29 protein-coding genes are annotated in these 24,271 nt (G+C 55.6%); 22 read left to right on the top strand and 7 right to left on the bottom strand.

The genetic code is table 11. The features are described from left to right. Window positions 1-3: 3 nt before the first annotated feature. The 6 genes from QP400_RS00255 to QP400_RS00230 all read right to left on the bottom strand — a co-directional run bounded on the left by QP400_RS00255 (window position 4) and on the right by QP400_RS00230 (window position 2,232). Complete coding sequence (locus tag QP400_RS00255) at window positions 4-318, bottom strand: hypothetical protein (protein WP_152681714.1); 315 nt, start codon at window positions 316-318, stop codon at window positions 4-6. A gap of 52 nt (window positions 319-370) precedes the next feature. Next, window positions 371-556 (bottom strand): hypothetical protein, encoded by a 186-nt coding sequence (locus QP400_RS00250; RefSeq protein ID WP_048707114.1) that lies wholly within the window; start codon window positions 554-556, stop codon window positions 371-373. Further along, the gene (locus QP400_RS00245; RefSeq protein ID WP_048707115.1) at window positions 553-840 is read right to left on the bottom strand and encodes a helix-turn-helix domain-containing protein; all 288 of its coding nucleotides are present in this window, start codon (window positions 838-840) and stop codon (window positions 553-555) included. The genes QP400_RS00250 and QP400_RS00245 overlap by 4 nt, the downstream gene beginning before the upstream one ends. Beyond that, window positions 837-1,193, bottom strand: coding sequence for a hypothetical protein (locus QP400_RS00240; protein WP_048707116.1), 357 nt, complete (start codon window positions 1,191-1,193; stop codon window positions 837-839). The genes QP400_RS00245 and QP400_RS00240 overlap by 4 nt, the downstream gene beginning before the upstream one ends. Before the next feature lie 62 nt (window positions 1,194-1,255). Next, on the bottom strand, window positions 1,256-1,990 hold the full coding sequence (locus QP400_RS00235) for a BRO-N domain-containing protein (protein WP_048707117.1): 735 nt from the start codon (window positions 1,988-1,990) through the stop codon (window positions 1,256-1,258). Further along, complete coding sequence (locus QP400_RS00230) at window positions 1,987-2,232, bottom strand: helix-turn-helix domain-containing protein (RefSeq protein WP_048707118.1); 246 nt, start codon at window positions 2,230-2,232, stop codon at window positions 1,987-1,989. Before QP400_RS00230 ends, QP400_RS00235 begins: the two co-directional genes overlap by 4 nt. Before the next feature lie 96 nt (window positions 2,233-2,328). Here QP400_RS00230 and QP400_RS00225 point away from each other — a divergent pair, with 96 nt between their 5' ends. Further along, window positions 2,329-2,739: a helix-turn-helix domain-containing protein gene (locus tag QP400_RS00225; RefSeq protein ID WP_160309225.1), complete on the top strand. Its 411-nt coding sequence runs from the start codon at window positions 2,329-2,331 to the stop codon at window positions 2,737-2,739. A 49-nt stretch (window positions 2,740-2,788) separates the two neighbouring features. Further along, window positions 2,789-3,097 (top strand): hypothetical protein, encoded by a 309-nt coding sequence (locus tag QP400_RS00220; RefSeq protein ID WP_285462425.1) that lies wholly within the window; start codon window positions 2,789-2,791, stop codon window positions 3,095-3,097. A 565-nt stretch (window positions 3,098-3,662) separates the two neighbouring features. Here QP400_RS00220 and QP400_RS00215 read toward each other — a convergent pair. After that, window positions 3,663-4,487, bottom strand: coding sequence for a formate/nitrite transporter family protein (locus QP400_RS00215; RefSeq protein WP_196793451.1), 825 nt, complete (start codon window positions 4,485-4,487; stop codon window positions 3,663-3,665). Window positions 4,488-4,605: 118 nt separating this feature from the next. On the opposite strand from QP400_RS00215, the gene argS reads away from it, so the two are divergent. The 20 genes from argS (at window position 4,606) to nucS (ending at window position 24,264) form a co-directional block, all read left to right on the top strand. After that, entirely contained in the window at window positions 4,606-6,288 is a 1,683-nt protein-coding gene (gene argS, locus QP400_RS00210) for an arginine--tRNA ligase (RefSeq protein WP_004806087.1), read from the top strand. A gap of 5 nt (window positions 6,289-6,293) precedes the next feature. Continuing rightward, window positions 6,294-7,679, top strand: coding sequence for a diaminopimelate decarboxylase (gene lysA / locus QP400_RS00205; RefSeq protein ID WP_004806089.1), 1,386 nt, complete (start codon window positions 6,294-6,296; stop codon window positions 7,677-7,679). A 10-nt stretch (window positions 7,680-7,689) separates the two neighbouring features. Continuing rightward, the gene (locus QP400_RS00200; protein WP_004806091.1) at window positions 7,690-8,973 is read left to right on the top strand and encodes a homoserine dehydrogenase; all 1,284 of its coding nucleotides are present in this window, start codon (window positions 7,690-7,692) and stop codon (window positions 8,971-8,973) included. A gap of 1 nt (window position 8,974) precedes the next feature. Beyond that, a complete protein-coding gene (gene thrB / locus QP400_RS00195; protein WP_004806093.1) occupies window positions 8,975-9,889 on the top strand; it encodes a homoserine kinase in 915 nt (304 codons plus the stop codon). A 140-nt stretch (window positions 9,890-10,029) separates the two neighbouring features. Next, complete coding sequence (gene rho / locus QP400_RS00190) at window positions 10,030-11,736, top strand: transcription termination factor Rho (RefSeq protein ID WP_004806096.1); 1,707 nt, start codon at window positions 10,030-10,032, stop codon at window positions 11,734-11,736. Window positions 11,737-11,855: 119 nt separating this feature from the next. After that, window positions 11,856-12,068 (top strand): 50S ribosomal protein L31, encoded by a 213-nt coding sequence (rpmE, locus tag QP400_RS00185; RefSeq protein WP_004806098.1) that lies wholly within the window; start codon window positions 11,856-11,858, stop codon window positions 12,066-12,068. An 80-nt stretch (window positions 12,069-12,148) separates the two neighbouring features. Then, entirely contained in the window at window positions 12,149-13,240 is a 1,092-nt protein-coding gene (gene prfA, locus QP400_RS00180; RefSeq protein WP_004806099.1) for a peptide chain release factor 1, read from the top strand. Beyond that, window positions 13,237-14,712, top strand: a complete 1,476-nt coding sequence (gene prmC, locus QP400_RS00175; protein ID WP_004806102.1) for a peptide chain release factor N(5)-glutamine methyltransferase — start codon at window positions 13,237-13,239, stop codon at window positions 14,710-14,712. The genes prfA and prmC overlap by 4 nt, the downstream gene beginning before the upstream one ends. Beyond that, window positions 14,709-15,824: an MraY family glycosyltransferase gene (locus tag QP400_RS00170; protein ID WP_004806104.1), complete on the top strand. Its 1,116-nt coding sequence runs from the start codon at window positions 14,709-14,711 to the stop codon at window positions 15,822-15,824. The genes prmC and QP400_RS00170 overlap by 4 nt, the downstream gene beginning before the upstream one ends. Further along, window positions 15,824-16,261, top strand: coding sequence for a Cg1360 family ATP-synthase-associated protein (locus tag QP400_RS00165; RefSeq protein ID WP_004806106.1), 438 nt, complete (start codon window positions 15,824-15,826; stop codon window positions 16,259-16,261). Before QP400_RS00170 ends, QP400_RS00165 begins: the two co-directional genes overlap by 1 nt. 90 nt (window positions 16,262-16,351) lie before the next feature. Then, window positions 16,352-17,161 carry a F0F1 ATP synthase subunit A gene (atpB, locus tag QP400_RS00160; RefSeq protein ID WP_004806108.1) on the top strand — a complete coding sequence of 270 codons (810 nt, stop codon included), beginning with the start codon at window positions 16,352-16,354 and terminating at the stop codon, window positions 17,159-17,161. 51 nt (window positions 17,162-17,212) lie between these two features. Then, window positions 17,213-17,434, top strand: a complete 222-nt coding sequence (gene atpE / locus QP400_RS00155; RefSeq protein WP_004806111.1) for an ATP synthase F0 subunit C — start codon at window positions 17,213-17,215, stop codon at window positions 17,432-17,434. 2 nt (window positions 17,435-17,436) lie between these two features. Next, window positions 17,437-17,997: a F0F1 ATP synthase subunit B gene (locus QP400_RS00150; RefSeq protein WP_004806115.1), complete on the top strand. Its 561-nt coding sequence runs from the start codon at window positions 17,437-17,439 to the stop codon at window positions 17,995-17,997. Then, a complete protein-coding gene (locus QP400_RS00145) occupies window positions 17,997-18,815 on the top strand; it encodes a F0F1 ATP synthase subunit delta (protein WP_004806117.1) in 819 nt (272 codons plus the stop codon). Before QP400_RS00150 ends, QP400_RS00145 begins: the two co-directional genes overlap by 1 nt. A 23-nt stretch (window positions 18,816-18,838) precedes the next feature. Then, the gene (atpA, locus tag QP400_RS00140) at window positions 18,839-20,470 is read left to right on the top strand and encodes a F0F1 ATP synthase subunit alpha (protein ID WP_004806119.1); all 1,632 of its coding nucleotides are present in this window, start codon (window positions 18,839-18,841) and stop codon (window positions 20,468-20,470) included. After that, entirely contained in the window at window positions 20,470-21,396 is a 927-nt protein-coding gene (locus QP400_RS00135; protein WP_004806122.1) for a F0F1 ATP synthase subunit gamma, read from the top strand. Before atpA ends, QP400_RS00135 begins: the two co-directional genes overlap by 1 nt. 15 nt (window positions 21,397-21,411) lie before the next feature. Next, window positions 21,412-22,863 (top strand): F0F1 ATP synthase subunit beta, encoded by a 1,452-nt coding sequence (gene atpD / locus QP400_RS00130; RefSeq protein ID WP_004806124.1) that lies wholly within the window; start codon window positions 21,412-21,414, stop codon window positions 22,861-22,863. Beyond that, window positions 22,864-23,118, top strand: coding sequence for a hypothetical protein (locus QP400_RS00125; protein WP_004806125.1), 255 nt, complete (start codon window positions 22,864-22,866; stop codon window positions 23,116-23,118). Between the two features lie 23 nt (window positions 23,119-23,141). Continuing rightward, on the top strand, window positions 23,142-23,558 hold the full coding sequence (locus QP400_RS00120) for a DUF2550 family protein (RefSeq protein WP_004806127.1): 417 nt from the start codon (window positions 23,142-23,144) through the stop codon (window positions 23,556-23,558). A 7-nt stretch (window positions 23,559-23,565) separates the two neighbouring features. Further along, the gene (gene nucS / locus QP400_RS00115; RefSeq protein ID WP_004806129.1) at window positions 23,566-24,264 is read left to right on the top strand and encodes an endonuclease NucS; all 699 of its coding nucleotides are present in this window, start codon (window positions 23,566-23,568) and stop codon (window positions 24,262-24,264) included. Window positions 24,265-24,271: the final 7 nt, after the last annotated feature.

The following is a 24,271-nucleotide window of genomic DNA, read 5'->3' as shown; positions in this document are numbered from 1 at the left end:
TTCTTAATCCTCTACTGGTATATGGGTGATAATCGCGGAAATGACTTTCTCGGAGCGGATAAGATTCATAAGCTCCGAAGTCATAAAAGACTTGTTGTATTGGTTGATGCCGAGGCCGGGGCCGTCCCAAAAAGTAGGGTCCTGCTTCCTGGCAGTAAACACGGCCCCACCAGGGGCTCCTGGGGAGATTTTCTGGATTGTGACTAGCGTGCCAACAGGGGCAAAAACAAGATCCTCCACCCCCGCAACCGGCATCCCTACGTGGACGGAATGCCCCTCATGCTGGCTTCGTACGCGATCGAGAAAATCATCCTCCATATCAATATGGAGTTCCTGCAAATAGTCGTAATACTCGCGGCACATCAGGGAGTCACCCTTCCTTGCCGTTACCAAAATTGGCCAAAAACCCAACCAGACAACCGGCAGTCATGACATAGCACCAAAACGCGAAATAAGGATCAGCAACCCAAAAAACATGAGTGAACCAAGCACACATGGCCCCGCCAATGCCAAAAAGAATACTTTTAGCCACTCGGTAAAACTTGCGATGCCTCATGCGAGCCTCCTAGTAGCTGCGCCTTTACGGGCGGCAGCAGAGCGCGCAGAACGCGGGGCAATCCGCGCCGGGGCGCTCTCATCAAACGCTGCGGCTTTTTCGCGTTCATGGGCTTCAATGGCATCCGGGCGGATACGCCACACCCAACCGAACTTAGTAGCTTTCAAAGCGCCTTCCTGGCACATTTTCCGCACGGTTTTCGCGGAAAGACTCAGTAATTTTGCTGCATCTTGCACGGAAAGCCAAGCTTGCGGATTACGCGGTGGCAATACTGGGGTGCTCATAGCGCACCCCCGCCAATGAAAGGCATGTTGCACTTGCTAGCGATTTTTACTTTGCCGAGGAAGTTAATGAACATTCGGGTTTCCGCAAGCTCATGCCCAGCGGCCTTAAGCAACCCCCGACGGTATATGGCATTAACGAAAACCTCATCGCGGGTCGCACCATCATCAAAATGATTAGCAAGAGCCTCCATGTAATGATTGAAGGTTGCCGCGCACTTGAGCGCCTCAATAGCAACTTCTTCGGGATCCTGCCCTTCTTGCAGGGTGGGTTCGCCCCACTCATCAAGCGTGGTAATAGGCGGGAAAAGTGGTACCGGGGCCTGTTTCGGGTATGATTCACCTTGGAAGGTCATAATTCGTGATTCCTTTCAAAATTAGTGACTCCGCTTGTTGCCGCAGGTGGAGTCACACCTAATTAATTCGCGTAATACTTAGACCAAACACCCTCAAAAAGGGGCCGGTCCTTCTCGGTGTATGCGTTGACCTGGCGGGTCTGCCCATTCCCCAAATTCAGGGGGTACTTCTCCGGCTCCCTACCATGCTCTAGCGTGTAAGTAGCTTTCACCCTTTTGCCGAAAGTAGGGGAAATCCGCTTCATCTGATCCTTGCTGAGGCCTTTTTCTTTCAAAAAGTCCTGCGCGTACAAGGGGCGGGTTGCGGGTTCCAGCTGTGGGAACTCTCCAAGCCCACGCGCTAGAATTACGCGCGCCCTTGCTTCGAGGTGATCCGCTTGAATAAGGCCCCGCGCGGCCTGGCAAAGAACAAGTTCTTCCTTAGCCTGCGCAATAACCGGATTAGCAATAGGAGACAGGGCCGGAAGCTGGTAGGAGCCCTGGTTGAACAGGGTGGGTAGGACCTCATCGAATACCCATGCCTCAAATTTTTGGGCCGTGGGTAGCTTCGACGCAACGATAAGTCGAAGAACATCACCCTCCGAGATAAACCGGGCTTGCTGGGTGCGTCCGAGGCTATCAACGATGGGGTACCGTTTCGTTACCCCATCGGTTTTGCAATGGTCTGATAATGCCTTATTCGTATTGGTGTATCCGAGGGCGGTTGCCACATCCTTACCACAGAAAAAGGCTTTACCGTTCTCTTTGAAGATACGGACATTGGTGCCTTCAAACGTGAAGGGGATTAGATTACTCATGCTGTTTCCTTTTCGCGGTAAGCTCGGGGGAGGAACGTTTTAGGAAGGAGCTCCCAGGGTTCCGATCCGGTGGTTTCGGCGATGGCGCACAATTCAGAGAGTGAAAACTCGGCTTTACCGGAGATTTTTCGATTCATGGTCGAGTAGGGGATTCCGGTTTCATCTGTGATTGATCTGCGGGAGCGGTTCGAGGAAGCGATTGCTTCGCGAACGCTCCTTGCTGTTTCCTTTGCGATGTTCATATGAACATTATATATGCCTATCTAATCATTCTGCAAGTCGGATTTGATACCAATTTAGACATTGCATATGCGCAAAATGAGCAATATAATGTTTGTATGGATATAAGGAAACGCGGCGACAAGTATGCAGATCTTGTCGGACTCACAACCAAAGGAAAAATCACCCAATACGGATGGACAATCACCGATGTAGCAAAAGCCATAGGGAGTGGGCAGGCAACCGTTTCTCGCTGGCTAAACCCCGGCGACCCTCAGCTACCAGTACGTGCGCTATGTAAAATATGCGAAGCTATCGGAGCCACCCCTCAAGAGGTCGCGCAAGAAGCTTACGAATGGCTAAACCGCGATTTTGGCAAGCCTTCAAAACGGGATGACGCCACCGACTTTCCCGCACCTAACCTTTACGCGCTCTCGGATGCGGAGGCGGAAGCGCAAACCGATTTCAGTGCTCTTGCAGCCGATGACCGCACCCCAGAAAACGACCGTGACATACCTCATGCCGACTGAACATTAAAAACGGCTCATTCTGTCAGTCCCACGCGGCATTAATTAACCTGTGGGACTGACAGAACAAGCGCTCCGAGAATACTGTGCCAAAGAAGGCGTAAGTATTCGCGAAAGCGCGCGCATACCCGGCCTAGGCCACTACGACGCAAAAACGCGCACAATCTGGCTGAACAATAAGCTTACCGCCCGTGAGCGCACCCCCGTGCTCTTGCACGAGATCATCCACCACAGGGCCGGCCATGACGGGCCGCAACCCCCGCGTATAGAAGCGCGGGTGAAAGCCGCCGTCGCGCGCCTACTCGTCAACCCCACAATGTACGCTAAAGCGGAAGCAATAACAGGGGTGCCGCCCGCCTGATCGCAGAAGAACTTGACTTGCCTTGCTGGCTGATTGAAGACTTTCGCACGCTTGTGATACCGACTATGCGAAGTCAGTTTAGTTGAGGTTTGAGATTGGCGAATTTTCGCTTATGTGAGCGGAGGCCCACCTCTGGAGACGAGTAAGGGATGGGCCTCAACTATGCGTACACCAAATCCGATTGGCTAGGCTAAACCGGAGCCGTCAGACGATTTTATTCTACCAAATGCCTTATGCGCACTCATAAGGCGGCTTGTTGTTTTGTATAAAGTGCCTTATGCGTGGCCACCGCCTGTCCCGCCTGTGTCAGGTGACACGAAAAGCAGGGATAAGCAGGGCAAAGTAGGGCTACCCCTTGGTTCGTAAAAACCGCCAAAAACAGGATAATTCCAACGAAATACCAGGCCACACATGTTAATGCTATAATCTGTTCGTTAGGTTCGAATCCTGTTCGGGGCGCTTTTCATACCCAAAACCGCGCAGATACTTTGGTTGTTAGCAGCCAGCACTTTATGTGAGCAGACAAAAATGGCCCCGCCGAAGCGGGGCCAAATCTAGTAGTTTTCTATTCGGCTGGTCTATTTATTATCCAGTAGAGGAGGCCAACAAAGACGCCCCCACCAAGGATGTTGCCGAGCGTTACCGGAAGCAGGTTTACCAACAAGAAATTAGAGAAGGTTAGCTGCCCTCCGTAGCCCAGGATTAGGCCGTAGGGGATCATGAACATGTTTGCCACGGAGTGTTCGAATCCTGCGGCGACGAAAGCCGAGATCGGGCCCACGATGGCGAGGATCTTATCCGCGACAGTCTTGCCCGCGAAGGTCAGCCACACTGCCAGGCAAACTAGCAGGTTACAGCCAATGCCCAAGACAAAGCTCTCGATTGGGGTGTGCGATACTTTCGCCGTTGCAGTGTTGACTATTACCTGACCGAAGGCGCCTTTGCCGCCTGCTTGCAGGTTTCCGAAATAGGCGAGGGCAACCACAAGTAGTGAACCGACGAAGTTGCCGACGTAGACGATTGCCCAGTGCTTTAACAGTTCCGCCCAAGTAAGGCGACCCGAAGCCTTGGCGATCAGCGACATGGTGGTGGAGGTGAACAGGTCAGCTCCGGTAATAACTACTAGGATCAGGCCGACTGAGAAGACCAAGCCTCCCATCAGTTTGGCTACGCCCAGGGGCAGCTTATCGGCGCCCATCTGCACGGTTGTGAAAAAGATGAAGCCAAGTCCGATGTAGGCGCCTGCGGCAATCGCCAACAGGAAGGTATTCAGCGGCTTAGTATTTGCAACGCCTGCTTTCCCCGCCATTGCGGAGGTGGCAGTTTTTAATGTTTCTACTGGTGAGGACATTACCAGCTTCTCTGAGGGGGCATTTACTTGTGTATTCACCCCGCCAGTGTATGTGACAACCGGTAAATAGGGTAGGAAATTTTGTTGAAAAGGCGAACTTTTCTGTTTTGGGAAAGGCGATTGCGTAGCCTACCCCTTTAGCAGGTAGTCTTAGCGTGTGACTCCAGAAGAACTTTCAGAACTAATTCACCAGTGTCTTTCTGCGGCAGCGAAGAGGGGAGACATCGCCCTCAACGCAGAAGATATTCCTCAGGTAAAAGTTGAGCGACCACGCAATCGTGAACATGGCGATTGGGCAACGAACGTGGCTATGCAGCTAGCTAGGAAGGCATCAACTAATCCGCGTGCCCTGGCAACTCTGTTGGCCGGAGAGTTAGAACAGGTCGACGCTATTGCGGCCGCGGAAGTGGCAGGTCCAGGATTTTTGAATGTCCGACTTTCCTCTGGAGCCGCAGGTGCCTTAGCTGCCACCATCTTGGAGGCTGGCTCGCAGTATGGTCGCAGTGATGCGCAGTCGGGTTCGCACGTGAACCTAGAATTCGTCTCTGCTAATCCCACCGGTCCGATTCATATCGGTGGAGCACGCTGGGCCGCAGTGGGAGATGCTATGGCGCGCGTCCTCGAAGCTGCTGGCGCGCAGGTAACTCGCGAATACTACTTCAACGATCACGGTAATCAGATCAACAACTTCTCGGCTTCATTGCTAGCGGCTGCGAAGGGGCGCCCAACGCCAGAAGATGGCTACGGCGGAAAGTACATTTCCGAGGTCGCAGACCAAGTAATTGCGCAGGTTGGCGCCGAGGGAGGCACTGATCCACGGGAATTAGGAGATGTCGAAGCTCAGGAAGTATTCAGGGAAAAAGGCGTAAAGCTCATGTTCGCCGAGATCCAGGAATCTTTGCACGCATTCCGTACGGATTTTGACGTTTTCTTCCATGAGCAGACTCTGCATGAATCTGGTGCGGTAGACGATGCCATCGAGAAGCTGCGCAAGTTGGGCGTAATTTTCGAATCGGAAGGTGCCCTGTGGCTCCGGTCTACCGATTTTGGAGATGACAAGGACCGCGTCCTAATCAAGTCCGATGGCAATGCTGCCTACTTCTCTGGCGACGTTGCGTACTATCTGAATAAGCGTGAACGTGGGTTTGACCAGTGTATTTACATGCTTGGCGCGGACCATCACGGCTATATCGGACGCATGTACGCCATGGCTCGCGCTTTCGGGGACGAGGCCGGCCCCGGAAAGAATATGGAAATTCTGATTGGGCAGCTGGTAAACCTAGTGCGCGCCGGTAAACCAGTTCGCATGTCCAAGCGTGCCGGAACCGTAGTTACCCTTGAGGACCTAGTGGAAGCTGTTGGGGTAGATGCGGCGCGGTACAGCCTGATTCGTTCCTCGGTAGATACCACCCTGGAGCTGGATTTGGATGTTGTGGCATCGCACACGAACGAGAATCCGGTCTACTACGTGCAGTACGCACACGCGCGTACCTGCGCTGTTGCCCGCAATGCGCAGGAACACGGAGTTTCCCGCGAGGCCGGCTTCGCTCCGGAGGAACTATCTTCCGCAGCCGACGGGGAACTGCTAGGCACCCTGGCTCGATACCCGGAAATCGTGGCGCAGTCCGCTAGCATGCGAGAGCCGCACCGAGTGGCTCGTTATCTAGAAGAACTAGCCGGTGCCTACCACGCCTGGTACGGACAGTGCCGAGTTACTCCCCGTGGGGACGATCCTGTCGAGCCTTCGCATGTGGCTCGCCTGTGGCTAAATGATGCCGTCGGCCAGGTCCTGCGCAACGGTCTAGATTTGCTAGGGGTGCAAGCACCCGAAAGGATGTAGCTCTCATGACTGATTTGGCCGCATTGGCGTGCCCTGATCCTGCCCAGCGCCCCGACCTGTGGCCCTGGAGTGCTGCCCGCGAAGACGGAGCGCTATGGGTGGGTGGAGTTTCTCTGATTGATGTGGCGAAAGAATACGCCACCCCCGCCTACGTGTGGGATGAGGCAGATTTCGAAGGGCGCTGCCAGGTGTGGGCTGCCGCTATGGCCGAAGCTTTTTGGGAAGGCTACGGATTTTCGGGAGCAAAGGTAAATTACGCTGGAAAGGCTTTCCTGTGTGCCGATGCTGTGCGCGCTGCAACGCGGGCCGGCCTCGGTATCGACACGGCCTCCTTGGGCGAGCTCTCACTAGCGTTAGCTGCAGGTGCCCCCGCGAGCGAGATTGGATTGCATGGCAATAACAAAGGGGATCGCGAACTGGAGTTGGCCATCGCAGCTGGCATCGACAGAATAATTGTTGATTCCTTACCTGAAGTAGCGCAGGTCGAACGCATTGCGGCTGCGGCCGGTAAACAGGCGCGAGTGATGGTCAGATTAACCACCGGGGTTCACGCCGGTGGGCATGAATACATTTCCACCGCACACGAGGACCAAAAGTTTGGCCTCTCGATCGCTACTGGGCAGGCAGAGGAAGTCATCGACGCCATCGCTCAGTGCGATCACCTAGAGCTGGTGGGACTGCACTCTCATATTGGTTCTCAGATATTGGATTTGGACGCTTTTGCGGCATCTGCCTCAAAGGTAATGGCATTTCGTGCCAAGATCCTGGAAAAGGGATTAGCCGTAGGCGAGGTTGACCTGGGAGGCGGATATGCCATCGCCTATACCGGTGCTGATCCGCAGGCGCCTACTGCTAATGAGATTAGCCTCGCCCTAGCCGAGGCTGTGAAGGATGCTTGCCAGAAGGCGGGCACTGATATCCCCGTAATCTCGATCGAACCGGGGCGCTCTATTGCGGGCCCATCCCAGGTGATGCTGTATTCGGTCGGAACGATCAAAGATGTCACTATCGCGCAGGGGCAAACCAGGCGTTATGTGTCGGTAGACGGCGGAATGTCAGACAATATTAGGCCGGCTCTTTATGGCGCCAACTACAGCGCCACGCTGGCAAATCGCATCTCTGAGGCAGAAACGGTGCTTTGCCGGGTAGTAGGCAAACACTGTGAATCCGGGGACGTGGTAGTAAATGACGTTGCCCTTCCTGCAGATTTACAGGCCGGGGATCTATTAGCTGTACCGGCTGTGGGTGCGTACGGTCGTGCCATGGCATCGAATTACAACATGCTGGCGAGACCCGGAGTTGTCGGAGTAAGAAACGGCAAATGGCGCGAAATTATAAAGCGCGAAACTATTGAAGATCTATTGGCTGCAGATAAGACCTTGGAAAAATAGCGAGGACTGAATGTCAAAAGAGGTTGTAAAGATTGGCGTCCTGGGGTGCGGCACCGTCGGTACCCAAGTTGTGCGGTTACTCGGGGAGCGGGGACGCGACCTAGCAGCGCGTGCGGGAGCACCCCTAGAAATTGTGGGTATATGTGTTTCAAATCTGCAGGCAGAACGCGATGAGGCAGTTGACCGGTCTTTGCTAACCACAGATGCCAACAGTGTTATTGATGAAGCCGACCTCGTCATTGAACTGATAGGTGGCATTGAACCTCCTCGCACGTTGGTGAGGCGCGCCCTCAGTGCCGGCAAGACGGTGGTTACTGGCAACAAGGCTTTATTAGCCGCACACGGACCGGAACTGTACGAGCTGGCCGCCGAAAAGTGTGCCAATCTCTACTACGAAGCTGCGGTTGCCGGAGCAGTCCCCGTCGTTTATGGCCTACGAGAATCCTTGCTCGGCGACCGTATTAACAAGGTAACCGGTATTGTCAACGGCACTACCAATTACATGCTTGAACAGATGGATACGGCCGGTCGTTCTTACGACGAGGCGCTGGCGAAGGCACAGGAGCTGGGGTTTGCAGAGGCCGATCCCACAGCCGACGTAGACGGTTTCGATGCGGCCGCAAAGTGCGCGATATTGGCGTCCCTGGCATTCCACACCAGGGTGTCGCTGCAGGATGTGCCTGCTACGGGCATCCGCTCCATCACGGAACAAGACTCGGCGGACGCTGCTTTCTTCGACGAGAAGATCAAGCTGGTGGCAGTAGCCGAGCGCGTACAAACTGAAGACGGGGAGGCACTCAGCCTTGGAGTTTATCCCGCAGTTGTACCGCAGTCTTCCGCCCTCGCCAATATAAATGGAGCCTTCAACGCAGTGGTGGTGGAGGCTGAGGCCGCTGGCACTCTGATGTTTACCGGACAGGGAGCGGGCGGAGTACAGACTGCCTCAGCCGTGCTTTCTGACGTGGTGGCGGGTGCGTCCCACATTGCCCACGGGGGGAGCGCGCCACGAGAAAACTCCTATGCGAATCTGCCAATCCTGCCCGCTAGCGAAGGCTGCCATCGGTACCGGCTCCGGGTGAATGTCCCTGACGAGCTAGGTACCCTGGCAGAACTTGCCCAAATTTTTGCAGATGAGGGCGTCTCGATCTCCGCAGTACACCAGAGTGCCAATGAGGACAAGGTATCGGTTGTGTTGTCGACGCATAAGGTAGCGCAGAAGGCTATTGCGAAGATCCGCGAGCGCTTGGAAGCAACTGGGGTTCATGTTGCTTCCGTGCTGGTGCTAGAGGCATAAGATGCGGCTGACTAACGACTCGGTGCGGGTACGGGTACCGGCCACATCTGCGAATCTGGGGCCTGGATATGACTCCATGGGGATGGCCTTGGCCATGTATGACCAGATCGATGCCCGCGCGGTTGCTGGGCCAACTCGGGTAACGGTGAAGGGACAGGGGGAAGGGCAGCTTCCCGAGGGCGAGGAACACCTGGTAGTGCAGGCGCTTCGCGTGGCTTTGGAAGCAGTCGGTGCTCCCCAGGTGGGAGTCCACTTGAACTGCGTCAATACGATCCCTCACGGGCGTGGGCTTGGGTCTTCGGCCTCGGCAATTGTGGCCGGCATGCTGCTTGCGCGTTCATTTCTGGCAGAGCCAGAGGTGCTCGACGATCAACGGATTTTGCAACTGGCTACCCAGATGGAAGGCCATCCTGACAACGTAGCGCCGACGATCTTTGGGGGAGCCACGATCAGCTGGATGGCAGACGAAACTGCCTGCGCAACCCGCATTCCGGTAGCTAATGGCTTGGTAACAACAGCATTTGTTCCCGGCTTTAGGCTGGCCACCTCCAAGGCGCGGAAAATGCTGCCTGCTAAGGTGCCTCACGCCGATGCCGCATTTCAGGCTGGACGCGCAGCGCTGCTGGTTGCTGCTTTGGCCGATCGCCCAGAATTGCTCTGCGCTGCCACAGAAGATCGGTTGCATCAGGACTACCGGGAGCCGGCTATGCCAGCCTCCGTCGGACTCGTTCGCTGGTTGCGCGACGAGGGGTATCCGGCAGTGGTTTCTGGGGCCGGTCCGACCGTGCTAGTGCTTGGACGGGTGACCCCGGGGGTGCGCCGGCAGGCCCGCGAAGGCCGGTGGGATGTACACGAATTGAAAGTAGATGAAGAGGGCGCCAAAACTGTGGGCGGCACCTCTTCGCGTGATCGCTAAACTTTTGCTATTGTTGAGCCATCGCAGACATTTTCTGCGTTTCGGGCTCAATAGCCTTTAGCTAATCCATTTTCTTTTTCTTTCGCGCAATAGGGCGTAAACGGATTATGCTTTCCCAACAACATTTATGAAGGAATTTCGTGAGCACTAATAATGATCTGAGCTCCAAGCGGCTACCCGAGCTGCAAGCCCTCGCCGCATCTATGGGCCTGAAGGGCACTTCTAGAATGCGCAAATCTGATCTGATCCAGAAAATTCAAGCTGCTTCGTCCTCGACCGACGGCGGTGGTCAAGCTGAGCCGCGCCGTCAAGCAAAGGAACAGGAAACCCCCGAAAAGGCTGCTGCTAGCCAGGATAATCTCCCAAAGGCAAATGGCGATGATGCGCAAGGCCTCAAGAATCAGGATTCCCGGGAAGGGCGTCCTCGGCGTAGTCGCAGGCGCAGGGCTTCCTCCGACGCTGGCGCACCCAAGCTGGACGTGAAGCAGGAACTGGCGCGCGAGGGCAAGGCTGAAACTCCGTCCTCATCTGATGAACCGAAGAAGGTAGAAGACATTAAGCTGCCCACCGGCGGCAAGAAACATGATGACGAGGAGCGCTCTGGACGTCGCAGGCGCGGGCGGGACCGGAAGCGGGGCCGCCACGACGGCAACAACAATTCTCACCACAACTCCAACAATTCGAACAACTCGAACAACGAGGTAAGCGAAGACGACGTGCTGATCCCCATCGCGGGTATCTTGGACGTGCGCGATAACCACGCTTTTGTTCGCACCTCCGGGTACTTGCCCGGTCCTAACGACGTGTACTTGTCACTGGGGCAGGTGCGCCGCTGGGGGCTGCGCTCCGGCGATGCGATCCAGGGTGCGGTGCGCCAGCCGCGCGAGGGCGAACGACGGAGGCAAAAGTACAATGCCCTGGTTCGCTTGGATGCGGCTAACGGGCTGACGCCCGAGCAGACCCATGAGCGCCCGCAGTTCAAGGACTTGACCCCGCTGTATCCGGACGAGCAGCTGCGGCTGGAGACTTCTCCGAAGGCTATTACGCCCCGTGTTATCGACTTGGTTAGCCCCATCGGCAAGGGACAGCGCGGACTTATCGTTTCGCCGCCTAAGGCCGGTAAGACGATCATTCTTCAGCAGATCGCCAACGCTATTTCGATCAACAATCCTGAAGCCCATCTGATGGTGGTTCTGGTAGACGAGCGGCCCGAAGAAGTTACTGATATGCAGCGTACGGTGAAGGGGGAAGTCATTGCTTCGACCTTCGACCGGCCGGCTTCTGATCACACCATCGTTGCGGAACTGGCAATCGAACGGGCAAAGCGTTTGGTTGAACTAGGCAAGGACGTGGTGGTCCTTCTGGACTCCATCACCCGTCTTGGGCGTGCCTACAACCTGGCTGCCCCAGCTTCTGGGCGCATTCTTTCCGGCGGTGTTGATGCTTCCGCCCTCTACCCGCCCAAGAAGTTCTTTGGTGCGGCCAGGAACGTGGAAAACGGCGGTTCTCTTACCATTTTGGCTACTGCTCTTGTCGAGACCGGCTCCAAGATGGACGAGGTCATCTTCGAAGAGTTCAAGGGTACGGGCAATATGGAATTGCGGTTGTCGCGTGCCTTGGCAGATCGCCGTATCTTCCCGGCAGTAGACGTCAACTCGTCGGGCACTCGCCGTGAAGAGATGTTGCTGCGTCCTGAAGAGATGAAGATTTTGTGGAAGCTTCGCAGGATCCTTGGCTCGCTCGATACGCAGGAGGCAACCGAACTGGTACTAGGCAAGCTTCGTGATACTTCCTCCAATGCTGAGTTCCTACTCACCATTGGGAAGATGAGCACGTCGGCCGATTAGTAGCGCCTGCAGTGAACACTCTCACGTATGAATACGTGGAAGAGTATGGCATAATCTTTCTGTTCCGGTTCACCGCTCTGGCGGACCCGGCGACCTCGAATTCCTTAAGGAGATAAATTATGAAACAGGGAATCCACCCTGACTACCACCCGGTAACTGTAACCTGCACCTGCGGCAACGAGTTCCAGACTCGCTCCACCATTTCGGGCGATTCGATGCGTGTTGACGTGTGCAGCGCCTGCCACCCGTTCTACACTGGCAAGCAGAAGATCATGGATACCGGTGGTCGTGTTGCTCGCTTCGAGAAGCGCTACGGCAAGCGTAAGAAGTAAATAGGTCTTATGGGCGCCGGTCGGGTCTTCCCGGCCGGCGCTTCTATGTAGTCGGCACCCCAATTTGTAGGAAAGCGGTAATGAGCGCAAGTTTTGACGCAGGCGAGAAGATTTTTGCCGACCTGGCAGAGGTTGAAAAGAAGATGTCGGATCCGGCGGTGCTGTCGGATCAGGTTCAGGCACGTAAGGTTGGTAGGCGTTATTCGGAACTGAAGCGGCAGGCAGAGTCAATCCGGTCGTGGCAGAAGCTTAGTGATGACTTGGATGCTGCGAAGGAACTTGCTGAGGTAGATTCCGAGTTCGCTAAGGAAGCAGAGCGGCTCGAGTCTGAGGTGAGTGCTGCCCACCAAAAGATGCTCTCAGTACTTGCTCCACGTGATCCTGAGGATGCCTCCGATGTACTTATGGAGATCAAGGCCGGTGCTGGCGGTGAAGAGTCCGCCCTCTTCGCGGGGGACCTGCTGCGGATGTACCAGCGGTACAGCGAAAAGCGTGGTTGGTCGTTCAAGGTGATGGACATGAACGAAACCGATTTGGGTGGCGTGAAGGATGCACAGATCTCTATCCGGGCAAAGGGTAATCCTTCTCCGGAAGAGGGCGTGTGGGCGTCCATGAAGTACGAGGGCGGCGTGCACCGCGTCCAGCGCGTTCCTGTTACCGAAACGCAGGGGCGTATTCATACTTCTGCTGCCGGCGTGTACGTTATGCCGGAAGTTGAGGATGAGGGAGAGGTCGAGATTGGCCCGAATGACATCCGGGTGGATGTGTTCCGTTCCTCTGGTCCTGGCGGCCAGTCGGTGAACACTACAGACTCGGCGGTGCGTATTACTCACTTGCCCACTGGCATCGTGGTGTCTATGCAGAACGAAAAATCGCAGATCCAGAACCGTGAGGCTGCGATGCGCGTTTTGCGTTCGAGACTAGCCGAGGAAGAACGTCGCAAGCGCGAGGCTGAGGAAGCGGAGGCGCGCCATTCGCAGGTGCGAACTGTGGATCGTTCAGAACGCATTCGCACCTATAACTTCCCCGAAAATCGCATTGCTGATCACCGTACTGGCTACAAGGCATTCAATCTTGACATCGTCCTGGGCGGAGAACTGCAGCCCGTGATTGATTCGGCTATCAAGCTGGACGAGGAACACCAGTTGGCCAAGGCCACAGGTCAGGAATGAGCTCTGTAAGGGGAGCTATTCGGCAAGGCGCCTATATTCTTGCCGAGGCCGGAGTAGATTCGCCTACTCCAGATGCGAAAGAGCTAATGGAATCCATAGTGGGCGAAATTTTTACGGCTCCGGCTACTCTTAGTCCTGCCCAGGAACGCGAGTTTTTCACCTTGGTAGGCAAACGCGCTAGTCGTATACCGCTGCAATATTTGACTGGAAAGATGTATTTTCGGCGGCGGACGTTAAAGGCTGCCGAGGGCGTGTTCATAGTGCGTCCTGAAACTGAGATGGTTGCCGAGAGCGCAATCGCTGCAGCTCGCGAAGTTGCTCGCCCTCTCGGATACCGTGAAGGTGCTGTGCGTGTGGTGGATCTTTGTGCCGGCTCGGGGGCCATAGCCGGTGCGGTGGCCGACGAGATCCCGGGCGCTAAGGTGTGGGCCGTCGAGATGGACCCGAAGGCTTACGCGCTTGCCAAAGAGAACCTGCAGGGATTGCAGGTGGAGCTCGTGTGCGCGGATGCCACCAGTGCGGAAACTATGCGGAATTTGGACGGGTCAATAGATGTGGTGGTTTCCAATCCGCCGTACGTGCCCGAAGGGGACGTGGCACAAGCAGAAGCGCTCTGTGACCCTCCTAGTGCTCTGTATGGAGGCGGAAGCAATGGGCTCGAGATCCCCTGCCAGATTATCGACCGAGCTGCACGTTTGTTGCGCGACGGGGGTGTGTTGGTGATGGAACACGCGCCCTCGCAGGGGGCGGATTTGTGCGCGCACGCTCGGAAGATGGGGTATGTGCAGCCGTGTATCATGAAGGATCTTACTGGTCGAGATCGTTATCTATTTGCTCGTCGCCCTAAAATGGGGGACATGAATGTGTATCCAGCTTCCGAAGCCGCCCAGCCGTTGCAAGAGGCAGCCCAGAAGGGCGAGCTAGTTGTTATTCCCACTGACACTGTGTATGGAATCGGGGCAGATCCGCGAAATGCGCAGGCTGTCTCCAAACTATTAGCTGCTAAGGGTAGGACCGGGCAGATGCCTCCGCCGGTGTTGGTGTCTGCTTTGGAGGACTGGAAACTGGTGGCCGCATCTATGTCGCCCAAAATGATGGCATTGGCAAGGGCTTTTTGGCCTGGCGCGCTCACATTGATTCTGCCCGCGGGCAAGAACCTCGGATGGGATACTGAGGCGAAGGGCGGCACAGTTGCTGTTAGGGTTCCGGGTCTGGCACAAACTAGGGAGCTATTGAAGCTAACTGGTCCGCTTGCTGTGACCTCCGCAAATCTGCACGGAGACGATCCGGCTCAGAACGTATCCGATGCACAGGGATACTTCGGCGAAGAAGTGGCTATCTATGTAGACGAGGGGCCAACCCCCGGTCCGGTGCCCTCTACAATTGTCTCCCAACGCGGCGAAGAGATGGTGATCTTGCGGCAGGGGGTAATCCCTGAAGAAGAGCTCGCGCGGGTCTGGGAGAGTGCGTGAAACTCTACCTCCTGCTCGCCCTCATAGCTGGCTCCGTTACCTACTTACTCACCCCGGTGGTTAGACAACTCGCCCTGGCAGCTCACGCCCTGACGCCTGTGCGTAAGCGGGATGTGCATACCGTCCCAACCCCCAGACTTGGGGGAGTAGCGATGCTTGGCGGATTTGCGGTGGCCATGGTGCTCGCTTCCAGGACTTCTTACTTTTCCCGACTGTTTGCCGATCCGCAACCGTGGTCGCTTCTTGCGGGTGCTGTGGGAATCTGCCTTCTGGGATTCTTGGACGACCTGTGGGATTTGGAATGGTGGACCAAACTAGCCGGGCAAATCCTGATTGCAGGAGGCATGGCTTGGGGTGGAGTGCAGCTCGTTAGTTTCCCAATCTTTGGCCTCACGATCGGCTCTTCAAAACTCTCTATTGCCGTAACTGTGCTGGTAGTAGTGGCCTGTATCAATGCGGTCAATTTTGTTGATGGGCTAGACGGGCTAGCAGCCGGCTGTATTGCCATTGGAGCGATGGGATTCTTTGTCTATTCCTACATGCTGGTTCGCCTCACGAATGCTCAGTCTTATGCGTCATTGGCCGCAGCCGTAGTGATCATGTTGGTGGGTATCTGTGCAGGATTCTTGCCGCACAATTTCCACCCGGCCACAATCTTTATGGGTGATACCGGAGCAATGCTGCTGGGACTACTGTCCGCAGGAGTGTCAATCCTGGTTACGGGGCAGGTAGATCCTGCAATGTTCGCCGGATCAGAGATGTTTCCTTCGCTGCTACCGATATTGCTGCCGATTGCGGTGCTGATACTGCCGCTAACAGATATGACGATGGCAGTGGTGCGTCGCATGCGGGCAGGGCATTCGCCATTTCACCCAGATAGAATGCATCTTCACCACCGCCTATTGAACCTTGGCTATTCGGTGGTTACCGCTGTCTTAATCATGTATCTGTGGGCAGCTTATGTCGCATTGGGGGCAGCGGCCCTTGTAGTATTTGAACCCATACATGTGGGCATTGGGCTCGCCATCGGTTTAGTTGTGGTCGTGGTTATTACCGTCTTATCAGTACCGTCTGTACACCAATCAATTTTTCGAAAGAGGCAGAGGCACTAATGGAACAAGTTCGCCGAGCAATGGCTGCAGCGCGCAAAGCAGTCCTGGTTTCTTACCTCGCTACGAGCATCCTTGGCCTCATAGGCGGACAGGTCTGGCGAGGGCGGCCGGGGCTTATTGCAGCATTGGTTGCGGCCGCCATAGGGGCGGTGTTGTGTTTGGCGACCATGGCGGTCAACTACTACGGCGTGAAATATCCGGACTACATTGCGCCAGCTCTGGGTGGGGGAATGCTCCTCAAGTTAGTTGCTCTGGCAGTTGGCTTGTGTTTATCTAGAAGATTTGTTTGCATTGACACGGTGGTATTGGGAATCACACTCACTGTTATGATTGTCGTCACAATGTTTGCTGAAACTGTAGCCTTGGTTCGTTCGCGCATCGCCTACGTCGATCCAAAAGCACAGCTCGCCCCTACTTTGGAGGGCGAGGATCGGTAGTGACCGAAACATGAGGGTTTGTTGTACCCTTTATCAGGTGATGGCTATCTTTAGGTTGATGGCTCCATTAAAGAAGCAGGAGGTGCCCTGGTGCTAAGAGCGCTGGCGGTTGGCAATGCGGTAGTGCACACTAGCGGGGAGTTTCATACCCCATCACTAGATGATTTCTTCCCCCCGGTTTTTGCATTTGAGGGAACTCCTTTTGCAATGAACCGTGTCATGGTCATCAGGTTGGTCATGTTGGCGATCATGGTGATTCTGCTCCTGGTCTACGCTCGCCGTGCAAGGCTGGTGCCGGGCAGGGCCCAGGCCACTATGGAGTTGCTCTTCGACTTCGTGCGCACCTCGATCTCGGAGCAGGCAATGGGAAAGACAATGGCAGCTAAGTACAACGGCGTAGTAGCGGTTGTATTTTTCACCGCCCTGTTCATGAACTTTGCCGGGATCATTCCCGGTTTGAACTTGGCCGGAACCTCAGTTGCTGGTTTGCCAATTCTCATGGCTATTGTCGCTTGGGTGGCGTTCATTTGGGCCGGCATTCGCGAGCAGGGAGTTGGAGGATTTTTCAAATCAGCGCTATTCCCGCCGGGAGTGCCTAAGCCTATCTACCTCATCCTCACTCCGATCGAAGCGCTTTCGACCTTCATCATCAGGCCGTTCACCCTGTTTGTCCGTCTTATGGCAAACATGATCTCTGGTCACTTTATGCTGGCCCTCTGCCTGGCAGGAACTAACTTCCTGCTGCTTTACATGCAAGGTCCGCTGAGGGCAGTAGGTATCTTGACCTTCTTAGGCGCCATTTTCGTGACTCTGTTTGAAATGGTTGTTGCATTTTTGCAGGCATACATCTTCGGCATTCTAACTGCCGTGTACATTGATCTTTCAGTGCACTCGCACTGATATCCGAAGGCATCCGCATTCGGAAACTAAATAAAGAAAAGGAACACACCAATGACTGGTAGCGCAGCAGTACTAGCAACCATCGGTTACGGTCTTGCGACCATAGGCCCCGGCATCGGCATCGGCTTGCTGGTAGGAAAGACTCAGGAATCCATCGCTCGTCAGCCCGAAGTTGCCGGTAGGCTAACCACCAACATGTTCATCGGCGTCGCATTCGTTGAGGCGCTCGGTCTGCTTGGCATCGTAGCAGGCATTCTCTGGGCGAACGTATAAGCATGTATTCCGCAGTACTACAGGTTGCTGCAGAGACACAACGCAACCCGCTTCTACCCGAGACCTTCGACATTTTTTGGTCGGCAGTCGTCTTGGTCGTGGTTGCGCTCGTCCTGGGCAAGTTCGCCCTCCCGGCCTTCAATAAGATGGTCGATGAGCGGACCCGCAAGATCCAAGAGGGGCTGACTCTAGCCGAAAAGGCTAAGCAGCAGGTCGCTCAGGCCGACGAACAGGCCCAGAGCGAATTGCGTGAGGCCCGTAAGGAAGCCCAGGAGATTCGCGATAAGGCACGCGCCGATGGCAAGGATATTGTCGCCCGTGCCCGCGAAGAAGCAAAGCAGGAAGCGGAGCGTGTGCGCACCGCAGCAACGCGAGAAATTGAAGCAGAACGGCAATCGGCCCAGCTCTCACTTCGGTCAGATGTGGGGCTGCTTGCTGCGCAGTTAGCAGAAAAGATTGTGGGGGAGCAGCTCAAGGATCGGGAACTTTCCGCCCGTGTAATTGATCGCTTCCTTGATGATCTGGAGGCAAGCCCGGCGCCGGAAGGAGCTGAGTCGAAGTAATGCGCGCATCTAGTGCGGCAACGCGTGAAGCAGGACGCAAGGTCCTAAAGGACGGCGTTCCCTCTGCTTGGCAGCAGATGCAGGACGTCGCCAGTGACCTATTTAGCGTGGCTGATTTGGTGAAGCAGAACCCCGGTTTAGCCCGGGCACTGACTGATCCTGCTAGGTCAGCTGAAGATAAGGTCGCCTTGGCGAAGGATGTGTTTTCAGAAAAAACACATCCGTTAGCTCAAGCGATTCTAAATGAATTGGTAAGCGGCAGGTTCTCCTCCGAGAACGATCTGTCGCATGCTCTGGAGGACATTGCAAGTGACGGGCAGTTCTACTGGGCTGCTAGCGAGGGTAAGCTGGAACAGGTTGCCCAGGAGTTGTTCAATGTCACCCAGCTGTTGCAAAAGGAGCGGGAGTTGCGCAATGCGCTTTCCGATTCGTCTGAATCCCGTGCTTCTAGGCGGGCACAGCTAGTTCAGACTCTTTTTGCGCACGCGGTTAGCCCACAGGCCCTCACGCTACTGCAGAGGGCGAGCGCCTACCCCAGGGAGGGCTCACTGCTAGCTACCCTGAGGCGCTATGCGCAGCGCGCTTCACAGCTTCGTGATCGAAAGCTGGTCACGGTTGAGGCGCCGCAGGAACTGGAACCGGCTCAGCTGGAGCGGTTGCACAATATTTTGCGTAATCGCTACGGTCGCGACGTGGATTTGAATGTCTCGATTGTTCCTTCCTTAATTGGTGGACTTCGGATCCACACTTCCTCTCACATTACCGACGGCACTGTCCGTAACGCCCTGGCCCGCACGCGCGAACGTTTGGCCGGCTAACAAGATAGATAGTAAGGATTCTCATGGCTGAACTTTCCATCGCTCCCGACAAGATTCGGGAAGCGCTGAACAGCTTTGTTGACAGCTACGAACCAACTCAGGCAGATACTGAAGAGGTCGGTCACGTCACGCAGACGGCTGATGGCATTGCACGCGTCGAAGGCCTACCTGGCACGATGGCAAACGAACTTCTTCGGTTTGAAGATGGCACCCTGGGTCTGGCAATGAACCTCGACGTCCGTGAAATCGGTTGTGTGGTTCTTGGCGACTTCGGTGGCATTGAAGAAGGTCAACAGGTCTTCCGCACCGGTGAGGTTCTCTCAGTCGGCGTAGGCGACGGCTACCTCGGCCGCGTCGTTGACCCGATGGGTGCTCCGATTGACGGACTAGGCGAGATCACCGACCTTGAAGGTCGCCGCGCCCTCGAATTGCAGGCACCGGGCGTGATGATGCGTAAGTCCGTGCACGAACCGCTACAGACTGGTCTGAAGGCAATTGACTCGATGATCCCGGTTGGCCGCGGCCAGCGTCAGCTAATCATCGGTGACCGGCAGACGGGTAAGACCGCGATCGCGATCGATACGATTTTGAACCAGCGCGAGAACTGGCTCAGTGGTGACCCGAAGAAGCAGGTACGTTGCATTTATGTAGCTATCGGGCAGAAGGGCTCTACCATTGCTTCTGTTCGTTCCACTCTGGAAGAGGCCGGTGCTCTGGAATACACGACTATCGTCGCCTCGCCCGCATCAGACCCGGCAGGTTTCAAGTACCTTGCCCCATACACCGGTTCGGCAATTGGCCAGCACTGGATGTACCAGGGCAAGCATGTGCTGATCGTATTTGATGACCTGTCGAAGCAGGCAGAAGCCTACCGTGCAGTCTCGCTTCTGCTGCGTCGTCCGCCGGGACGCGAAGCTTACCCTGGCGACGTGTTCTACTTGCACTCTCGTCTACTCGAACGTTGCGCCAAGCTCTCTGACGAACTCGGCGGCGGCTCGATGACCGGCCTGCCTTTGATCGAAACCAAGGCAAATGACGTCTCGGCATACATTCCGACCAACGTAATTTCAATTACTGACGGGCAGATCTTCCTGCAATCCGATCTGTTCAACTCGAACCAGCGACCCGCTGTGGACGTGGGTATTTCGGTGTCCCGAGTAGGCGGTGACGCCCAGATCAAGGCCATGAAGAAGGTTGCCGGTACGCTGAAGCTTACGCTGGCGCAGTACCGTAGCCAGGCTGCTTTCGCTATGTTCGCTTCCGACCTCGACGAAGCTACTAGGCAGCAGCTGACCCGCGGCGAGCGGCTGATGGAATTGCTGAAGCAGCCCCAGTCAAGCCCGGTGAAGGTCGAAGACCAGGTAGCAGTCATTTGGGCTGGTACCCACGGGTACCTAGACGATCTGCCAGTTTCCGCTGTCAAGGACTTCGAGGCAGGTCTGATCGACCATCTGCATTCGCACTCGCAGGTGCTGCAGACGATCGCCGACACAGGCTTGCTAGAAGATGACACGGAAGCTTCGCTGAAGGATGCTGTCGAAGAATTCCACTCGACCTTTGCGGCAAACTTCGAGTCGGCCCACGTTGATGGTGCCGATAACAAAGTTGAAGCGGAACATACCGAAGAGCAGATTACGCGCGGAAAGCGGTCCTAATGGGCGGCAAGCAACGCGTATATAAGCACAAGATTAACTCCACGGCTACACTCAAGAAGGTGTTCCGCGCCATGGAGTTGATCGCTGCTTCTCGTATTGGCAAAGCGCGCCAGGCTGCTGACGAAGCGGAACCGTTCTCGCGTGCGGTGACCAAGGCAGTCATGGCAGTGTCGGTACACTCGGACATGGATCACCCGCTCACGCGGCCACGTACCGATACCAATAGGGTTGCAGTAATTGCTATTACCTCTGATCGCGGTATGGCGGGCGCATATTCGGCAAATATTTTGCGCGAAACTGAAAAGCTGCTGAAGAAGTTGCAGGAAGAAGGCAAAGAGCCGGTCCTGTACACCTCTGGTAGGCGGGCGCAGTCATACTTCCGCTTCCGGGAACGGGCTATTGAGAAGTCGTGGACCGGTGTTTCGGACAACCCCGATGAAGAAACGATCACCGATATTGCGAAGACCCTGCAGCAGGCTTTCCTAGCCAGCCCCGAAGAGGGCGGAGTGGGCGAGGTCTACATGGTCTTCACGCGTTTCAAGTCGATGGTTTCGCAGGTTCCCGAGGTGCGCAAGATGCTGCCGCTGAAGGTTGTTGATTCCGAAGAAGTCATCGATCTGGATGCCGAAAAAATGTGGAACAAGTACTCCGAGGGCGACGCAATGCCCCTGTACGAGTTTGAGCCTTCCGCCGATGCGCTCTTGGATTACGTGCTGCCCATGTACGTGGGCGTGCGAATCCGCCACGCGCTCTTGCAGTCGGCTGCTTCCGAATTGGCTTCCAGGCAGACAGCAATGCACACTGCCTCGGATAACGCGGAAGAGCTGATCAACGACTACACTCGTCTGGCTAACGCCGCAAGGCAAACCGAAATCACTCAAGAGATTACCGAAATCGTGTCCGGTGCCGACGCACTGGCAAGTTAGAGGGAATACACAAAAATGACTGAAACTGAAGAAAAAGTCCCGGGCGTCGGCCGCATTGCGCGCGTTACGGGCGCAATTGTCGACATCGAGTTCCCGCCGGATGCGATCCCCGACATGTACAACGCCCTCAAGGTTGAGGTAAACCTATCCGGTCAGGGCGAGGGCGAAGGCGTCACCCAGATGACGCTGGAAGTTGCCCAGCACCTAGGGGACAACCTGGTGCGCGCTATTGCACTGAAGCCGACTGATGGCTTGGTGCGTGGCGCCAAGGTAATCGATACCGGCGAAGCAATCACCGTCCCGGTCGGTGACGTGACTCGTGGCCACGTGTTCAACGTGATCGGTGAATGCTTGAACCTGGAAAAGGGCGAGAGCCTCGAGATCACCGAACGGTGGCCAATCCACAGGCAGCCCCCGAAGTTCGACCAGCTAGAGCCGAAGACCCAGATGTTCGAGACCGGCATCAAGGTTATTGACCTGCTCACCCCGTACGTGCAGGGTGGCAAGATCGGTCTGTTCGGTGGCGCCGGTGTGGGCAAGACTGTTCTGATTCAAGAAATGATTCAGCGTGTGGCCCAGGACCATGGCGGCGTATCTGTATTCGCTGGCGTGGGCGAGCGTACCCGTGAGGGTAACGACCTGATTCACGAAATGGACGAGGCGGGTGTCTTCGACAAGACAGCACTTGTGTTCGGCCAGATGGACGAACCGCCAGGAGTACGTCTTCGTATCGCGCTAACCGGTTTGACCATGGCAGAATACTTCCGTGATGTGAAGAACCAGGACGTGTTGCTGTTCATCGATAACATCTTCCGTTTCACTCAGGCAGGTTCTGAGGTATCGACCCTGCTTGGGCGCATGCCTTCGGCAGTGGGCTACCAGCCCAACCTGGCTGACGAAATGGGACAGTTGCAGGAACGTATTACCTCGGCAGGGGGCCACTCGATTACCTCGCTGCAGGCAATTTACGTGCCCGCTGACGACTACACCGACCCTGCACCAGCGACTACCTTCGCTCACCTGGATGCTACTACTGAGCTTTCTCGTGAAGTTGCCTCCCGCGGTCTGTACCCGGCAGTGGATCCGTTGGCTTCGTCCTCGCGAATCCTGGATCCGCGCTACGTGGGCGACGAGCACTACCAGGTTGCCACCAGGGTGAAGTCCATTCTGCAGAAGAACAAGGAACTGCAGGACATCATCTCGATCCTGGGCGTTGACGAACTGTCTGAAGAGGACAAGGTTACTGTGGCAAGAGCTCGTCGTATCGAGCAGTTCCTGTCGCAGAACACCTACATGGCCGAGAAGTTCACTGGCGTAGAAGGCTCTACGGTTCCGCTCGCAGAAACCGTTGAGGCATTCAAGCGCATCTGTGACGGTGTCTACGACAAGGTACCCGAACAGGCTTTCTTCAACATCGGCGGCATCGACGATCTGGAACGCAACTGGCACGAAATGCAGAAGGCATAAATGTTAGACGTAAACGTGGTATCGCGCACAGAATCCATCTGGTCTGGCACTGCCAGCCTCGTGGCGGCTCCCTCTATTGACGGCGAGATTGGCATCTTGCCGGGTAGGCAGCCCCTACTGGCAGCAATGGCCAGAGGCACTGTGCGGGTGAAAAATGGCGATTCACTAGTCAAAGAAGTAAAGGTTCTTCGCGGATTGATCTCGGTCGATTCCGACATGGTAACCATACTTATAGACGAACTGGATAAGAACTAGCTAAAACAGCTAACATATAGTGCATGACGACTACTAATGCACTGACCATCGTTCTGGCAGTTATTGCCTGTATTGGTCTGATTATTGTTGTCGTCGTTGGACTTTATGCGTTCCGCATGCGCCGCGTTATGCATGCCGCATCATTCGATTGCGATTACCGGCCGGACATCACCTCGGGGTGGACGGCCGGTTTCGCTGTCTATGAGCGCGATTCGCTGGATTGGTATCGCCTGGTGTCGTTCCGTCACCGCCCTGATCTATCGTGGGGGCGCAGGACAATGACGCTCGAGCGACCCGTTCGAATCGGGAAACGCGATGACAAAGAAGTATTTTTGACGAATGTGCGCGCCGACGGACACAAATTCGATTTGGCTATGGACCGAGACGATCTGAACGGCCTGGTCTCCTGGTCAGAGGCTGCACCACCACGCGCACAGTAGGGAATTCATGCGACTCGTTGTTGCGACATGTTCTGTCGAATATTCAGGGCGTCTTGACGCCCACCTGCCCATGGCAATCCGGCTCTTGATGATCAAGGCCGACGGCTCTGTGCTTGTCCACTCTGACGGCGGCTCCTACAAGCCGCTCAATTGGATGGCTGCTCCCTGCACCCTTCGCGAGATAGAGCCCGACCAGAGCGAACGGGAAGCTGGCATCACCAAGGTTTGGGATGTGCGGGCCAAAAAGAGCGACGACAAGCTGAAAGTGCGCATCGGGGAAGTACTGCACGACCTCGAAGAAACCTTCGGCATTGATCCTGGTCTTACCAAGGATGGCGTAGAAGCCCATCTGCAGGAACTGCTGGCGGAGCAGGTGCCGCAGATCCTCGGCGAAAGGTGGCGGCTGGTGCGCAGAGAATACCCGACCGCAATCGGACCGGTTGACCTGATGGTCCGCGATCCCGAAGGAAATGCGTGGGCGATCGAAGTAAAACGTGTGGGCGGTATGGACGGGGTAGAACAGCTTACCCGATACCTGGAATTGCTCGGAAGAGACCCCAAATTTGCTGGAATTAAGGGAATTTTTGCTGCCCAGCAAATCCGCCCACAGGCCAAGGTATTGGCCGAGGACCGCGGTATTACCACAATGCTGTTAGATTATGCAGCCATGCGGGGAACCGACGACGTGGAAGCAAGATTGTTCTAGAAGGGAA

Source organism: Winkia sp. UMB3158 (assembly GCF_030217145.1).
GTDB classification, from domain to species: Bacteria; Actinomycetota; Actinomycetes; order Actinomycetales; family Actinomycetaceae; genus Winkia; species Winkia anitrata.
This window is presented reverse-complemented; position numbering and strand designations above follow the sequence as displayed.